This is a genomic window from Methanoculleus methanifontis, from assembly GCF_030464365.1.
Classification (GTDB): Archaea; Halobacteriota; Methanomicrobia; order Methanomicrobiales; family Methanoculleaceae; genus Methanoculleus; species Methanoculleus methanifontis.
On the sequence record NZ_VCYI01000013.1, the window covers coordinates 1 to 16,077 of the forward strand.

Annotated in this window: 15 protein-coding genes; 7 read left to right on the forward strand and 8 right to left on the reverse strand. The window is 63.6% G+C overall.

Annotation, left to right across the window (positions count from 1 at the left end; genetic code table 11):
- Positions 1-783 precede the first annotated feature (783 nt).
- From FGW20_RS09855 to uvsE, 3 genes are all read left to right on the forward strand, one after another.
- Positions 784-4,563, forward strand: a complete 3,780-nt coding sequence (locus FGW20_RS09855) for a bifunctional RecB family nuclease/DEAD/DEAH box helicase (protein WP_301677919.1) — start codon at positions 784-786, stop codon at positions 4,561-4,563.
- A 358-nt stretch (positions 4,564-4,921) separates the two neighbouring features.
- Positions 4,922-5,806: an HhH-GPD family protein gene (locus tag FGW20_RS09860; RefSeq protein ID WP_301677920.1), complete on the forward strand. Its 885-nt coding sequence runs from the start codon at positions 4,922-4,924 to the stop codon at positions 5,804-5,806.
- A gap of 34 nt (positions 5,807-5,840) precedes the next feature.
- Entirely contained in the window at positions 5,841-6,746 is a 906-nt protein-coding gene (uvsE, locus tag FGW20_RS09865) for a UV DNA damage repair endonuclease UvsE (RefSeq protein ID WP_301677921.1), read from the forward strand.
- A 5-nt stretch (positions 6,747-6,751) separates the two neighbouring features.
- Here uvsE and FGW20_RS09870 read toward each other — a convergent pair whose 3' ends face one another.
- From FGW20_RS09870 to FGW20_RS09905, 8 genes are all read right to left on the reverse strand, one after another.
- Positions 6,752-7,177: a fasciclin domain-containing protein gene (locus FGW20_RS09870; RefSeq protein WP_301677922.1), complete on the reverse strand. Its 426-nt coding sequence runs from the start codon at positions 7,175-7,177 to the stop codon at positions 6,752-6,754.
- Positions 7,178-7,229: 52 nt separating this feature from the next.
- Positions 7,230-7,661 (reverse strand): fasciclin domain-containing protein, encoded by a 432-nt coding sequence (locus FGW20_RS09875; protein WP_301677923.1) that lies wholly within the window; start codon positions 7,659-7,661, stop codon positions 7,230-7,232.
- Positions 7,662-7,758: 97 nt separating this feature from the next.
- Positions 7,759-8,187, reverse strand: a complete 429-nt coding sequence (locus FGW20_RS09880; RefSeq protein WP_301677924.1) for a fasciclin domain-containing protein — start codon at positions 8,185-8,187, stop codon at positions 7,759-7,761.
- A 188-nt stretch (positions 8,188-8,375) separates the two neighbouring features.
- Positions 8,376-8,822 (reverse strand): fasciclin domain-containing protein, encoded by a 447-nt coding sequence (locus tag FGW20_RS09885; RefSeq protein ID WP_301677925.1) that lies wholly within the window; start codon positions 8,820-8,822, stop codon positions 8,376-8,378.
- Between the two features lie 145 nt (positions 8,823-8,967).
- Complete coding sequence (locus FGW20_RS09890; RefSeq protein ID WP_301677926.1) at positions 8,968-9,537, reverse strand: DUF447 domain-containing protein; 570 nt, start codon at positions 9,535-9,537, stop codon at positions 8,968-8,970.
- On the reverse strand, positions 9,525-10,349 hold the full coding sequence (locus FGW20_RS09895) for a triphosphoribosyl-dephospho-CoA synthase (protein WP_301677927.1): 825 nt from the start codon (positions 10,347-10,349) through the stop codon (positions 9,525-9,527). Before FGW20_RS09895 ends, FGW20_RS09890 begins: the two co-directional genes overlap by 13 nt.
- On the reverse strand, positions 10,318-11,457 hold the full coding sequence (locus FGW20_RS09900) for a methanogenesis marker 9 domain-containing protein (RefSeq protein WP_301677928.1): 1,140 nt from the start codon (positions 11,455-11,457) through the stop codon (positions 10,318-10,320). Before FGW20_RS09900 ends, FGW20_RS09895 begins: the two co-directional genes overlap by 32 nt.
- Complete coding sequence (locus tag FGW20_RS09905) at positions 11,454-11,951, reverse strand: PDDEXK family nuclease (RefSeq protein ID WP_301677929.1); 498 nt, start codon at positions 11,949-11,951, stop codon at positions 11,454-11,456. The genes FGW20_RS09900 and FGW20_RS09905 overlap by 4 nt, the downstream gene beginning before the upstream one ends.
- Before the next feature lie 75 nt (positions 11,952-12,026).
- Here FGW20_RS09905 and cfbA point away from each other — a divergent pair, with 75 nt between their 5' ends.
- Genes cfbA through cfbB form a run of 4 tightly spaced genes read left to right on the forward strand, consistent with a single transcriptional unit; the run spans position 12,027 to position 16,028 of the window.
- Positions 12,027-12,434, forward strand: a complete 408-nt coding sequence (gene cfbA, locus FGW20_RS09910) for a sirohydrochlorin nickelochelatase (RefSeq protein ID WP_301677930.1) — start codon at positions 12,027-12,029, stop codon at positions 12,432-12,434.
- A gap of 5 nt (positions 12,435-12,439) precedes the next feature.
- Entirely contained in the window at positions 12,440-13,597 is a 1,158-nt protein-coding gene (cfbE, locus tag FGW20_RS09915; RefSeq protein WP_301677931.1) for a coenzyme F430 synthase, read from the forward strand.
- Between the two features lie 2 nt (positions 13,598-13,599).
- Positions 13,600-14,664, forward strand: a complete 1,065-nt coding sequence (cfbD, locus tag FGW20_RS09920; RefSeq protein ID WP_301677932.1) for a Ni-sirohydrochlorin a,c-diamide reductive cyclase catalytic subunit — start codon at positions 13,600-13,602, stop codon at positions 14,662-14,664.
- Positions 14,661-16,028, forward strand: coding sequence for a Ni-sirohydrochlorin a,c-diamide synthase (gene cfbB, locus FGW20_RS09925; protein ID WP_301677933.1), 1,368 nt, complete (start codon positions 14,661-14,663; stop codon positions 16,026-16,028). Before cfbD ends, cfbB begins: the two co-directional genes overlap by 4 nt.
- The last annotated feature ends 49 nt before the right edge of the window (positions 16,029-16,077 follow it).

Sequence of the window (16,077 nt, forward strand, 5' to 3'; positions counted from 1 at the left end):
AACTTGGGAGGAATTAGCGGTTACTGAACAAATTTCCGCATTGCCAATGCCAACGTCAGAACCAACCCGCGTCACGGCACGGTCGTGTTGGTTCCCCATCAACAGGAAAACAATGTTTATTTTACAAGTATTTAGACATATGCTTCCTGTATCAGATCCGAGAACGAGTCTCGGATCGTCATATCCTCGAATGCAAGGAACTCCGGCCGGATACAGCCGGAGGGAAACCCCTGCGCAGGAAATAATGTTTGTATGTTATCGCATATAAACATTGGGTTCCCGCTTGAATCCTCCAAGCGAAAATCCCCGAGGAACTTTCGCCGAATCACGGATTTCAGGCGAAATATACTTCGCCCGCGTGAGATACAACGTTGATCCCGAGGACATATAAACATTCCCTCTGACCCTGGGGACCAGCACCCGGATATCCGGGCCGGATAATAGAACATAGAGAGCTCTCTTTTTTTAACTTCACGCGCCAGATGCCCCGGAATGCCAACCGGCCGCCGCAGCCGCGGATTCTGCACATGATATGGCACACACCAGAAATCACCTCTACAAACCCGATCTAGAGGCCGCGCTACCGCCAGGGCGCGCGCGGCCTGCGCCGCCAGGACAGGGCGCTGCTCCCCCGGGCCACAAGCACACACCCCTCGAAGGGTTCCCGGTCGGCCCCTATTATCATGCAAAACCCAAAAGAATCGACTGATAACAAGTGTTTTCCCACGACCGCACAAACAGAGAGCTACAACAGGAAGTCATCCAAAACACCCGAGTTCATCCATGCCACGCTTCAATCTCAGCCCGTCGCTCATCGGCCGGTTCTTCTACCACGACTGCGAACGCTACCTCCGCTACCACGCGACCCCAGAGCAGGAACGCGCCGGAGCAGGCATCCCGGCTGCCGCAATCGATACGAGCCCGGTGACGCGCGCCCTCCTGGATGCCGGCATCCAGTGGGAGGAAGAGGTGATCCGGACGAAACTCGCGGGCAGGGTACGGCTCCCGGACGGTGCGGGGCCCATCTCCGAGCGGTCGTTCTCCATCGAGGAGAGTTTCGACCTTCTCCCCCAGCTCTCCCCGGGCGAGGCGATCTACCAGACGACCATTCCGGTCTCAGTTCACTTCTTGCAGAGTTACGGCCTCGACCCCGAGGTGCACCGGTTCTCCCCCTGCCGCCCCGATCTCATCAGGGCCGATGAAGAAGGACGCCTGCAGATCATCGACATCAAGGCAAGCGAAGACCTCAGCATCAGCCACCGGGTTCAGGCGACACTATACGTCCTGATCCTCGATCACGCCCTTGATCTGCTTGAGATCGACCGCCAGGTCGACCGGAACCGCGCAGGGATCTGGCTCTACGGGGAAGACGAACCGGAACCCTTCGGCCTCTCCCTCAACACTCGGGTGATCGAGGACTTCTTCCGCCACCGCCTCCCGGGCATCCTCACCACCCCTCCGGAGGACGTGCCCTGGCACCTCACGTCACGATGCGAGTCCTGCGAGTTTTACGCCCACTGCCGCGCCGAGGCAGAAGCCACCTCCTCGGTATCGCAGATCCCGGGGCTCTCGCCAACCGGGCGGCGCTACCTGCGGGAAGCACCATGGGTCGGCGGGATCTCGATCAACACGCTCTCCGACCTCATCGGGTTCCTCCGTGACCCGGAGAACGAGGGCTACCTCGACAACTGCGGGTCGCTCGCCGGCCAGGGCGACCGCCTGCGGGCGACCGTCCGGGCGCTCACTACGGGGGAAGTCGTTTCGCTCGACGCGACCTCGCTCGCGCTCCCCGTCTACGAGGATATCGCCGTCACCCTGACACTCCAGAAAGACCCGGTTTCCAGCCGGACATACGCGCTCGGGTTCCGGCGGAGCAGGGGCAAAGCCGTCTACGGGACGTCCTCGCACGAAGAAATCTTCGTCGCGGCGGACCCCGGCGACTGCACCCGGGTGCGCCGGGAGTTTATCCGGGCGCTCGCCGCGGAACTCGCGGCTGTCCATGATTACAACCGGGGCCGCGATTGGGCCGAACAGGAGTCAGTGCAGACCTACGTCTACGACACCTACGAGAAGGAACTCTTCACCCGGCTGCTCGAAGAGGCGCTCGACGATCCCGTAACGGCCGAGGACGCTCTCCGGCTGCGGTTCTACTACCAGGATCCCGGCATCGCTCTCGGGTCAAGCCATCCAAGCGTGTCCGTCCCCTTCCCGATCGTTGTCCTGACAGGAGAGATCCGGCGGCTGCTCGCGCTCCCCGTCCCGTTCACGCTCCGCCTGCCCGAGGTTCTCGCGGCAATCCCCTCCTCCCGGTTCGCGTACCGGCTCGACTCGAGTTCCCTTTTCTGGAGCGAGCACGGCAACGCCATGAAGAGCGACGCCATCATCATGGCGTGGCACGGGAACCGGCCGGAGGCTGCAGACTGGATCAGGCAGGAAGTCTCGCGCCGCCTGCTTGCCACAGGGAGCGTCCTCGACGGGCTCCGCGAACGGACGAAGGAGTGGCTTGTGCGGTGGGCGGAGAAGTTCCGGTTCCCGGGCTCGTGGGACACCGCGACGCCCGAGATCTCGCGCCTCCTCTTCATCGCGGAGTACGAATCAACCATGGGCACGCGCCGGGTGCAGGAACTGCGGAGCGGGCCGCGGCAGGCAAGGGTCCGGGACGCCGTCAGCATCCCCCTCGAGAAGAGCGAGGGGAACTTCTGGAAAATGCTCAGCCCCCTGGATCTTACGCTCTTTGAGCAGTCGCGGGCGTTCAGTTACCTCCTCGTGCCGGACGGCGAGGCGGGCGAGGAGGCGGAGCGGGCGTTCGACGATCTCCGCTACCGGAGCAGCCCGAACCCCGGGAACAGCGGGGTCTGCTTTGCGAGGGTCCGCGACACCATCGTCGACCGGACGGCCGGGGAGGTCAGGGGTCTCGTGCTGGAGGTGGCCTACCCCCGCGATCACGCGCCTTTTGCCGAGGGCGATCTCGCGGTGCTGCACCCCCGGTTCACGGATTTCACCGTCCCGCGCTACGTCGACCGCCTCCTTGCTCTCGACGAACAGCCGGAGAACGACTTCATTCGCCTCCTCCGCGACCCGCGCACGTTCGCCGCGCCGGCCCCTGAGCCCGGAGAGGTCGCCACCGACGCCGAACGGCTCGCCCGCGATGCCGGGTTCACGAGAAGCCAGAACCGGGCGTTCTCCCACGTGACGGAGAACCGCCTGACCCTGGTCTGGGGGCCGCCCGGAACCGGGAAGACGCACTTCCTCGCGACGGCGATCCTCTCGCTCGTCAAAGCCCGGCGGGCACACGGGGAGCGGATCCGGGTGGGGGTCGCGGCGTTCACCCACGCGGCCGTCGAGAACCTGCTCGTCAAGGTACAGGCCTCGGTTGACGAGTTCGGCCTTTCTGCGGGCCTTCCGATCTACAAACTGAGGGATATCCAGACGCCCGGCGGGGAACGGAGCCTCGAAGTGCTGCCTCATGACCGGGCCGAGACCGTCGTCGGCTACCCGGCCCTCCTCCTCGGCGGGACGGTCCACGGGTTCGCGAAACTTGAGAAGTCCCTTCCATCCCTCGATCTCCTGATCGTCGACGAAGCGTCGCAAATGCGGGCGGCTGAACTCGCTATGGTGCTCCCGATGCTGGGAGAGGGCGGACGGCTCGTTCTCGCGGGGGACGACCTCCAGCTCCCGCCGGTCGTCCAGGGAGCGTATCCGGCGCCGGATGACGGCCTCCCCGGACTCGAGGACTCCGTCTTCGCCTACCTCCGGCACCGCGACGACTCCACCCGCCCCGTCTACACCTGCCAGCTCCAGGAGAACTGGCGGATGAACCATACCCTCTCGCGGTTCCCGGCGGAGACGCTCTACGGCACCGGGTACGCCCCCGCAACCGACACGATCAGGGAACAGCAGATCGTCCTTCCCCCCGGTTTGCCGGGGGGGGAGTGGATGGAGTGGATCCTCGATCCGGCATACCCGCTCGTGCTCTGCGTCCTCGAGGGGATCCGGACGACAGTGGAGAACCGGGTCGAGGCGACGCTGGTCGCGCGACTGGCCGGAACGCTCCGGGAGAGGCTCCGCGACCCCCGCTCAGGGAGCCCTTATCCGGCGACGGAGGACGGCGATTACCGGTTCTGGCGGCACGGGCTCTTCATCGTCAGCCCGCACCATGCCCAGATAGGCGCCATCAAAAGCAGTCTCGCCGGGGTGCGGGCCTGGAAGTACCCGCCGTTCGTGGACACCGTCGACAAGATGCAGGGGCAGGAGGCGGAGAGCGCGATCATCAGTTACGGCGTGAGCGATGTCGAGACCGCCCTTCGCGAGGCCGAGTTCATCTACAGCAGAAACCGCCTGAACGTATCGCTGACCCGGAGCCGGGCGAAGTGCGTGGTCTTCTTGCCCCGGCCGCTCCTCGAACCGCCGCTTGAATTGGTGCAGAACGAGAAGGCGGCGGAGGGGCTCCAGCACATGCTCGACCTCCAGGAGTTCTGCCGGGCGCACGGGGAGGAGCGGGCGTTCGACCTCGACGGTGAGACAGGCGTCCGGCTCACGGTGATGCGGGCGCGGGTGGAGTGAAGGGTTCGTCGGATCGCGTTGTGAGAACAAGAGCGTTCTAACGGCTTCCTGCCCGAAAGGATAACTCTTCGCATCGGTAGGCGTTTAAATCCTGAGCTTGATCAATGAAATTGGTGTTGAGTCTGTAGAAAATCCATACACGGCTTTCCACCTGATATCGCCATTGGGGGAGGGGCTGACGGGGAGGGGGGAGCATCCCCCCTCCCCTGTCCCCACCCCCTCACGGCGATATCCCCACGGTCCAGCGTACCGGGACAACTGGGGAATGTCAGGATAACCAGAAAAGATTGCAACCAGGCTGTCATCTTACAGACCATAGGCCCAACCTATTTTCCCCCTACCAGACAGATAACATACCGTGATCGGCAGCCTCGACCCCGACCAGAACGAGCGCGAACACCGGCTCCTCGACGCTATCCGGGCGCAGGGGGCGACGCCGGAGACCATAAGCCTCTTCCGGGACCTCATCCTCTCCTACTTTCGGGGCCACGGCCGTGACCTCCCCTGGCGGCACACCACCGATCCCTACCAGATCCTGGTCTCCGAGATCATGCTCCAGCAGACGCAGGTCGAGCGGGTCGCCGTGAAATACCGTGAGTTCCTCGACCGGTTCCCGGACTTCGAGAGCCTTGCCCGTGCCCCCAGGAGCGAGGTGCTCCTCGCCTGGCAGGGAATGGGCTACAACCGCCGGGCAATCGCGCTCCAGGAGACCGCACGGCGCGTCGTGGAGGAATTCGGCGGCGACCTCCCCGCCGACGCCGAGACGCTCGCGACCTTCCCCGGCATCGGGAACGCGACCGCGTCGGCCATCTGCGCGTACGCGTTCAACATGCCGGTCGTTTATGTCGAGACGAACATCCGACGGATCTTCATCCACTTCTTCTTCCAGGGCCAGGAGGGCGTCCGGGACGACGAGATCCTCCCGCTCGTGGAGAGGACGCTGTACCGCGAGAACCCGCGGGAGTGGTATAGCGCGATGATGGATTACGGTACGGTCTTAAAGAAACGAACAGCGAACCCGAACCGGAGGAGCGCGTCCTACTCCCGGCAGAGCCGGTTCGAGGGATCCGACCGCCAGATCAGGGGACGGATCCTCGCACTCGTCCTTGAGGAGGGGACGGTCACGGAGAAGGAGGTGATCCTCCGGCTCTGCGAAGAGCCCGGACGGGTGAAGCGGATCCTCGGCGACCTCGCACAGGAGGGGTTCGTCGCCGAGAGCGAAGGCACGTATACCTGCAGGTAAGGTTGATGCCTGTACGGGATCACCCGTGAGAGCCATGAAGATCGGCTACCCGTGCATCAACCGGAGCATCGGCTGCTCCTCGGGCCGCACGTTTCGGCTCTCCTCCTACTCCGACGAACGACTGGAGGAGACCGTCCGGGAAAACCTCCGCTGTCTTGATGAGATCCTCCGTTTCAATCTCAAAGAGTGCATCCTCTTCTTCCGGATCGGCTCCGGCCTCGTGCCGTTTGCATCGCACCCGGTCTGCACCGCCCCGTGGGAGGAGACCTTCGCGAAGACGTTGCAGGAGATCGGCCGGTTCGTTCGCGAGCATGAGATGCGGATCTCCATGCACCCCGACCAGTTCGTCGTTATCAACGCAAAAGACCCCGGTATCATCGAGCGAAGCGTCGCGGAACTCCGCTACCACGCCGCCCTTCTCGATGCCATACACCTCGATGAGACCGCGAAGATCCAGATCCACGTCGGCGGGGTCTACGGCGACCCGGAATCCGCCATGAAACGATTCTGCACGGAATATTCCCGGCTCGACGAGAGCATCCTCCGCCGGCTGGTCGTCGAGAACGATGACTCGCGTTACACTCTGGCCGACTGCCTCCGCATCCACGAAGAGATCGGCATCCCGGTGCTCTTCGACGTCTTCCACCACACCGTCAACCCCTCCGGCGCCGGGGTGGCCGAAGCGGTCGAACTGGCCGGCGCGACCTGGCAGCCTCGCGACGGCACCCCGATGATCGACTACAGCACCCCGATGCCCGGCGGGCGGAAGGGGCGGCACGCGGAGAGCCTTGATAATGCCGATTTCGAGCGGTTCCTCACCGAGACCGCACCGTCCGATATGGACATCATGCTTGAGATCAAGGATAAGGAGAAGAGCGCTCTTGCCGCCGTCGGGATCGCCCGTCGGGACGGGCGATTCCTCCTGCCGCGAGAGCGGTAGCCCGGTCAGGGCGTAACGATCTCCAGCGTCGGCGGGACGAGCGCCGCGCTGATGGCGTGGCAGATCCCGTTGGTGCAGAACGCATCGGACTCGACTATGGGAACACTGTTGACGGTTATCCCCCGATCGGACGACCGTATGACGAGATCCGTCCCAAGGCTCGACCTGACGGCGGAGATGCTCCGGAGATCCTCTGAGGTCAACTGCCCCGGCACGACGTGATAACTCGCGATGAGAAGGAGTTTGTCCGCATCCTGCCGGATCTCGTCCATCCTGTCCCTGGGAACCCTTGAAAACGCCTCGTCCGTCGGGACGAAGACCGTGTACGGCCCCCTCTCGCGGAGCATCGGTTCCATGCCGGCAATCCGGATCAGATCGAGAAACACGCTGAGGTTCTCGGAGTCCTCCAGGGTATCGATGATATTCTTCATGCTGCTCTCTCCACGCGCACCACTACACGCACCAGATTATTTATACGTTTGGCTATCCGTGTACGGCGACAGTTCTCTCAACGAGAGGCAGGAGCAATGCGGAGACCGCGTGGCAGATCCCGTTGGTGCACCACGCATCGGACTCCACGACCGCCACGTCGTTGACAAGCACCCCTTCCGCCGCAACCTCCACGGTCAGGTCTTCTCCCTGAAGCGACCGGAGCGTCCGTATGCCGAGCAGATCGATCATGGAGTGTACTCCGGGGACGATGTGGTAGTCAAGGGTATCACCGAGCCGGTCGGCGTTCCGGCGGATCGCTTCGAGTTCTGACCGGGGAACCTTATGGAACGCATCGTCGTCCGGTACAAAGAGGGTGTACGGCCCTTCGGTGCTCAACCGCTCCTCCATTCCGGCCGCCCGTACGAGGTCAAGAAAGACGTCAAACGATCCCGAATCACGCAAAGTCGCGAGGATACTCTTCATGCGAACCAGCTCCCGCCGGGAGATGGAGGGGCGTGAGTATATAATATTACGGGTAATCCCGCCGGTTCTCGCCGCCGGATGTCACCCGGGCCAGAACCTACTTCTTCACTCGCGCCTCGACCGCCCGCGGCAGGAGCACCCTGTCGATGACGTGGTAGATGCCGTTCGTACACTCAACGTCGGGCTGGATAACGGCGGCATCGTTCAGCCGTATCGCGGAAGGGGGCCCTGCGATATCCAGGTGATCCCCCTGTAGCGTCCTGATCGCCTCCATCTGCGCGAGTTCGTGCGCGGTGAGTTTGCCCTGGATCACGTGGTACATGATCATGCCTGTGAGCCGCTCCCGGTCAGTCGTGACGGCGTCCAGCACCTCCCGGGAAAACCCAGAGTACGCCTCGTTCGTTGGGAACAATGCCGTATACTCCCCCCTTCCCCGGAGCGTCTCCGCCATCCCTCCGGCCTGCAGCATCGCAACGGAGGTGCTCAACCGTTCATCTTCCAGGGCCGTCTCAAAAATACTCTTCATGGGTAACCACCGGATCATTTTGCTAGATATATAAAATTACGGACATGATGCCCGGGGCCCAGGGAGAGGGTATCAGGTCAGATGAGCATCGTATCCTGTCACCGTCTCCTGCGGGGCGCGGAGCGCTCGCCATCTCTCTCAGGCGGGGAATCAAAAAAGGGTTTCCGGCCGGACGGGGCGCCACGGGCTCAATCGCTCACTGCCATGTAGGCTTCATAAGCCTCCGAGAGCGTCGTGAAGGGAACGCTGTCGAGGGCATGGATGATGCCGTTCTCCGCCTCGATGTCCCCCTCGACCACGAGGGCCTCGTCTACCTGCGTGCCCCGGTCGGTATTCCTGACCATGATGGTGTTCCCTTCGACGGTCTGCACGACATTCTTTGAGAGGAGCGATTCAAGCGTACATTTATGACTGCCGATCGTGAAGAAGTCGATCAGGTGCGAGAGCATCTGCTTGTCGTTTAAGATCATCGACCGGTTCGGTTCGGGGATCGCGTCCCATGCCGAGTCGACCGGAGCAAAGAACGTCATCGGCCCCTCGCCCTGCAGCATCTCATCCTCGCCGAGGGTCTGGATGATCTCGACGAGCCGGCCGAACCTACCATCGTTCTGCAGCGTATCAACGATTTTCGCCATTACCAGGTACCTCCCTGTGGGGCGGTTCGTGGTATGTCCTGATATATAGCAATTATTATAATGGGCACGTCATGGAAATGCAGCGAAGGGACACGCGCCTCCCGGGAAGTACAGGCAACCCCGTCCCGGCAACCAAGAAATACTCTCACTCGCGGGTCAGGTCGGCGATATACCGCTCAAAGAGTTCGAGCGCCTCCCACTCCCGGGAGCCGCCGCACTTCCGGGCAAGGCCGCTGTGGTGCTTGATAAGCCGCCCAAGCCACGGGTCGCGGTTCCTGACGTATCGGGTGGCATGGACGGTAGCCTCCACGATGCTCGCAAACCCCCGGTTCACCGGGTGGAGACGGAGACCGAGCACCTCCTCTTTCAAGGGAGTGAGCCGCACAACGATCGTCTCGCCACCCGACCGCTCCACGTCGGCGGCAAACGCGGCCCAGGCCTCCACGTCGCGGAGGCGGCAGACGACCATTCCGTTGATCTCTTCGGAGACGAAGGCGTCCTCGGGGAGGTCGTCGAACGCGGTCCGGACGTAGATCACGGGGTCGAAGACGAAGTTCGCGACCACCCAGCGGTCCCGGGCGATGTTCCTCGCCGTATGGCTCCCCCGGAAGAGAACCATGTGCAGGGAGCCGTTCCGGTTGATGATACCCATGGGGGCGGCGTTGTGGTCGGTGGTCGCGATGACCTCGTTGATCCCCTCGGTCAGCAGTCCCACTGCCATCCCTCCCCGAGCGCCACGTATATCCCGGCGATGGTGATGTCGGCAATCGAGCCCGGGTTGATCCCGGCAGAGACACATTCGGCATCGAAGGCGGCAAGGTCGCGCCTTCCGTCGAGCACCTCCGCCGCAGAATGCATTGTCCTCTCCGCCACGGGCTCCCCGTGCTTCTTCGCGATAAAGGTGTCCGGCTCCGTCGCAAGGAGATCGAGGAACGCCGCGGCGACCGACCCCCTGCCGCACCCGTGCGCATGAAGCAGGTCGGCGCACCGGCGGGTCAGGGCAAATCCGTTCGTCCACTCCGCTGCGACCATGTCCCTGGGCGCCGAGTAGGCCATAACGTCGGCAAGCGTCATGCCGCGCTCCCGGATGGCGGCGACCGAGGCCGGGTTGTTCACGTCAAGGTCGTCGTTCTCGGCCATCCGGACGCTCGTGAGGCCGAACGCCGCGTAAAAATCGACTGCGTCCTCGACGTCGGTTGCGGCGACGACCCGCCGTGCCCCGTCGATATCTCCCCCGAGGACGAGGGGGATGAGGAGGATGAACGCCCCGAAGTGGGTATTCCCCCCGGAGTGGCCGTTCGTCGCGAGAACCGCCTCCCGGATGAGGCTCCCGACCTGGCCGCCGATCTTCTCGGCCGCATCAAAGACCGGGCGGGCGAGGATTGTCGAAGCGAGGAAGTGCTCGAGACGGGTATCCGAATAGTCGTGGCACCGATCCACGTTCCCGGGTTTCGGGTAGGCGCAGACCTCGAGCATCATCGCCATCTGCGCACGTTCAGCTCGATTCATCGGCAGATTCTTCTTCATCGAATATTCTGTGCATGATCTTCTCGGAGAGGTGATGCTTGCACCGCATGTACTCGCGCGCAGAGAGGCCCTTCTTCTCAAGCGTCATGTTGCGGAACATGCAGGGAGAACTGATCTTGCAGCACCAGGCGAGGCTCCCGAAACAGGTGCTCTTCCCGTCTTCGAGCGGGGTACCCTTCACCGCCTCCTGCTTGAGGTTCAGGTAATCGTCGCGGGAGAGCCCGACCTTATCGAGGGCAGGGAGGAGCGGGCAGGCCTTCACCGGCATGCAGCAGAAGGCAAGCGCCCTGATATCTCCGCCGCGGCAGAGCTGTTTCGGGGCGTTGTACCAGCCGCCCTCCTCGGCCGACCGCGTGATGGCGGCATCGAGGCCGGCGAGCGTCCAGGTATCGGACTGCCGGGCGAGCGAAACGAGATCCGCCCCGTGGGAGAAGGCGTCCATCGCCTTGTCGAAGGTGGTGATGGAGTTGTTCGCGATCAGCGTCAGGGGAGAGGCATTACGGATCTGGCGGACCTTGTTGTGCCCGAAGTCCATCAAGTCGACGTGGAGGATATCCGCGCCCGCCTTCCAGACGGTGCGGGCGAGGTCAGCGTCGTTCGCCGCGACACCGGCCCGGATCTTCACCGAGACGGTCACGTCCTCGGCCTTCAGCGCCAGGATGATCTCGACGAGTTTCGCCGGGTGCTGGAGGAGATACTCGCCGCAGCCTGCCTCAAGCATCGCCGGCTGCCTGCAGTGGGCATCGATCTCGTAGATCACCACGTCCTCGAACGCCTGGGCGACCCCGGCGTAGGAGGCAGGCGTGCTCCCGCGGAGGTTGATACCCGTGACAACGTCACTCTGTTTCAGGGCGTCGATCTCCCGGCCCAGCGCTTCGAGGGGATCGTCGTACAAAAATTCTTTACGGCCTTCCTCGGCCATCCGCCGGCTCGCTTCAAGAGTGGGAGCGTCGATGGAGTAGCCCCCGATGAAAGCCGCCCCGACGTGATCGGCCCGCTCAATAACATATGCCGCATCCACGATCCCGGCCATGGATGCTATTGCCACCGGTGTTTTTACGATTCGATCGTTTATGAGGAGCTCAAAACGATCATATGCTTCCATCATACTTCTACATCAGTTGGCGGTGAGAGAGGATATTGGTTTGTGTCAAGTCCCGGCAGGTCGTACTCTTCACCGGAGCGGTCGAGGGCACAGCAGAGCCGGAAATCGTCTATCGAGATGCCGGGGACGTTGCCGTAGTAGCCGAGAACTGTATCCCAGGGCATGAGGTATGCCTCCTTTGCTCTCCCCGCACCGAACCGGAACTCGACGGCGAGGAACCCACGGCGACCCGTCCTCTTGATGAAGTCGGCGATCGCATCGACCTGGTGGACGTTGTTCTTGTCGAAATGGAAGTGCTGGGAGAAGTAGAGTTTCTTGCCCGATATCGACTTGCACTCGATGGCCAGGTAGTAGCGTGGGTCGAGAGAGTCCACGAGGACATCGACATACTGGGTATTGAATTTGCTCTGCTTGAGCCGGTAGGCGAACCCGTGGATCTGCCGGTGCGTGAAGAATCGGTTGATGCAGTAGGTGATCTCCCGTTCGAAGTTTGCCATCACATAGATCTTGAACCGGGCCCTTAAAAACAATCGGTAATTATTTTAATAGGGTATCGTATTACCTTGTATTATATGACTGGCAAAGGCATGTTACTGGTTGGGCACGGGAGCAAGCTTCCCTACAACAAGGAACTCACCGAGACCACCGCGAAATTCATCGCTGAAAAGACGGATGAATACATCGTCAAATCCGGATTCATGAGCCTCAACACCCCGACGGTGGAGGAGCAACTCGAGGCGTTCCGGAGCGAGGACATCGATATGCTGGTCGTTGTGCCGCTGTTCCTTGCGAAGGGTGTTCATATCAACAAAGACATACCGGAGATTCTTGGCCTTCCTGAAGGGCAACGGCGCGGCACGTTCCAGCTGAACGGGAAGTCTGTACCGCTCGTCTACGCCAACCCCATCGGTAGCGACCCGCTCCTCGCCGAACTGATGCTGAAGAACGCGTCCGACGCGATTGCCGAACTGAAACCCTGAACGACATGCGAATCCTGGTGCTGGATACCATCCACGGCGGGGCGGAACTCGCCGGGGCACTCCGTGGTGCCGGCCACCAGGTGGACGAGGTGGACGTCTACCGCGGACAGGCCGGTATCCCCATCGAAGAGGCACTCGGCCGGACCTACGACCTCGTCACCGCCCCGGTTCACCTCGATCCCGATCACCCGCTTCTGCGGCGCCACGGCCCTGCAGTCTCGCACCACGAGATGGTGAAACGGATTTTCGACGATGGCCGGCTCCCGCATCCTTTCATCGAGATCACCGGGACACGCGGGAAGACCACGACCGCCCACGCCCTCGCCTCGCTGCTGCCGGGTCCCGGCATCCTGCACACCTCGACCGGAACCTACCGCTACCCGGAGCGGGAGGTGCTCTGGAAGAAGAGCATCACACCCGCTTCCCTGATTGCGGCGGCACGTGAGGCGGAACGGATCGGCGGCTGGCTGGTCGCCGAGGAGTCTCTCGGGGTCACCGCCGCCGGGGACGTGGTGGTGCTGACCTCGCCGGAGGACTACCCGGTCGCGGCTGGGAAGAAGCGCGCGATCGCGGAGAAGTGCCGGCTGCTCGCCCGGGCGCGGACGGTCGTGCTCCCGCCGGGGATCGACCTCCCCGGAGCGGTCGCGGCCGACAGTATGGTATCCTTCGAGGGGCAGACCTGCCGCTACTCCGGGAACGGAATCAGCGGATCGTTTGAGAACCCGCTCTGCACTCTACCAGGCTACTGGACGCCGCTCGCGCTCGCGGCCGCGACCGCCTGCGTGCTCGGGGTCGACCCTTCCCCTCTCAGACGGTTCGCCGCCCTGCCCGGACGGATGGCGGCCCGCCGGGAGGGGGAGATCCTGATCATCGACAACGCGAACAGCGGGACGAACATGATGACCACCGTTGAGGCCGCCCGCTACGCGAGGGAACTCTCCGGCGACGCACCCCTGACCCTCGTCATCGGCGAGGAGGCACAGGCGATCTGCGAGGGGTTCTCCAGGAACGATATCCTGCGGACGGTTTCGACCATCGCTCCTGCGGAGACGATCTACGTCGGGGAGGGGCATCCGGCGGCGACGCTCGAGGAGGGGCTCAAGGCCGCTAAAAAGATCACCCCGGCGGGCGCAATCGTCCTCGCGGTAAAGACGTGGAGATAAGTATGGACTACATTCAACCAAGACCGAGTTCTATCGTCGCGGCGCTGTATACCGCCCGCGACCTGGGGGTGGACGTGGCAATCCTCCACGGCCCGTCGGGCTGCTCGTTCAAGCACGCCCGTCTCCTCGAAGAGGACGGCATGCGGGTCCTGACGACATCGCTTGCCGACAACGAGTTTATCTTCGGCGGGCACGAGCCGCTGATGCGGGTTCTCCGTCACGCGGAGGAGACATTTCGCCCCCATCGGATGGCGGTCGTCGGAACGTGCGTTGCGATGATCATCGGCGAAGACCTCCAGTCTGCGATCCACGACGCCGGGGTAGCGACCCCGGCGATCGCCGTGGACATCCATGCCGGGTTCCGGGAGAACATCGACGGAGTGCTCGCGACGCTTGAGCCCGCGGCCGATGCCGGGTGGATCAGCGCCGACGAACTTGAACGCCAGCGCTACCTCCTCGGGAAGGCAAACGAGGTGGAGCGGCTGCGGGGAGCGGCTTCGCGGACCTACATCGAGCCCTCCCGCGGCGACCTCAAGCACGTCGCGGCAGAGCGGCTCGTCGAACTCGCCGGCTCCGGTGCTACGGGGGTCGCGGTCATGAACGCGAAGAAAGAGACCGCCTACATGTTCGCCGACGAGCTCATCGCGCTTCACGACGCATGTCCGGACGCCGCCGTTACCTACGTCGCGAACCTCGAGGACCGCGGCCTCCCGAAGGTCAGGGAGGACGCTGCCCGTATCCTCGCCGGTATGTGGGAGCGCGGGGTCGACCTCGAACTCCTCGGGGCGCTCGACGAGTACGGGGCGAACGGCCCCGCGGTCGGGGAGCGGATCCGGGAGCTCAACCCCGACTTCGCCCTGATGGTCGGGGTTCCGCACGCCGTCCCGCCGGAGTACACAGACGGTATCGAGGTCTTCTCGGTCACGAACGGCCCCCGGCAGGTGGAGCCGCTCCGGGAGATGGGGCACCGGCACGTCATGGTCGAGATCGACCTGCATCCGAAGACCCTCGGCGTCCGGGATATCGTCGCAAGCGAGTTCGGGGCGGTTCTCCGGAGCATGCGATGAAGTCCTTCCTTGTTGCCGGCGACCGTTCCGGGAGCGGGAAGACGAGCATCACCCTGGCGCTCTCGGCCCTCCTCTCTGCCGACCGGGCCGTCCAGACCTTCAAGGTGGGGATGGACTACATCGACCCTTCCTACCTTGCCGGGGTGACCGGGCGGCCCTGCCGGAACCTGGACGGTTACGTGATGAGCCCGGACGAGGTCCGGGCGGTCTTTGCCCACGGGTGCCGGGGAGCGGACGTGGCGGTCGTCGAGGGAGTGCGTGGGCTCTTTGAGGGCGCGGAGGCGCTCACCGACCTCGGGAGCACGGCCGCGATCGCGAAACAACTCGATCTCCCGGTCATCCTGGTCGTCAACGCCCGGAGCATCACCCGGAGCGCGGCGGCGATCGTGAAGGGCTTTTTGGCCTTCGACCCCGACGTCGATATCCGGGGAGTCATCTTGAACAACGTCACCGGAACCCGCCACCGGGAGAAAGCGGTCCGTGCGATCGAGCACTACTGCGGTATCCCCGTCGTCGGTGTAATCCCCCGCACGGCGGAGATGGAACTCGGCATGCGCCACCTCGGCCTCGTTCCCTACCGGGAGGGGCAGGAGCACGGGGAGTTCCTCGCCCGGATCGAGACGGTGAAGCAGATGATCGCCGACCACATCGACCTGGACGCCCTGCTCTCCCTCGCACGAGAATCCGAGCCGCCGGCGGAGGAGAGTTCCGTCTACGAAGCGGCCGAGCCGGACGTCCGGATCGGCGTCGCGCACGACGAGGCGTTCAACTTCTACTACGCCGATCTCTTCGACGTGCTCTCTTCGTGCGGGGCGGAGGCGATTCCGTTCTCCCCGATTCACGATCGGCTGCCGGAGGCCGACGGCTACGTCCTCGGCGGCGGCTACCCGGAGCTCTTCGGCGCGGAACTCGAGGCGAACACCGCGATGCGGGAGGGGCTCCGGGAGGTCTCCCGGAACGGCACACCGATCTATGCGGAGTGCGGGGGGCTGATCTACCTCACCGACCGGATGGTGCTTGCCCCGGGGTTCGCGGGGTCGGGAGAGAAGGAGACCTACGAACTCGCCGGGGTCTTTAAGGGCGCAACGAGGATGCCAGCCCGCCGGATGCTCGGCTACGTCGTCGGGACGAGCGCGGCGGGAAGCCCCGTGGGCGAGGCGGCGTTCCGCGGCCATGAGTTCCACTACAGCAGCGTCGACCTCGCGCCGGAGACGCGCTTCGCCTACCGGCTGAGCCGGGGAAGCGGGATCCAGGACGGTTTCGACGGCGCGGTCCGGGACCGGACGATCGGGAGTTACATCCACCTCCACCCGGTGGCGAGCAGAGGGATGCTCGCGCACTTCGTGGACTGCTGCCGGGGCTGACGGGGGCGCAGGCGATATTTTTTTGAGACGTCGCGTGGGCGGGCAGTAG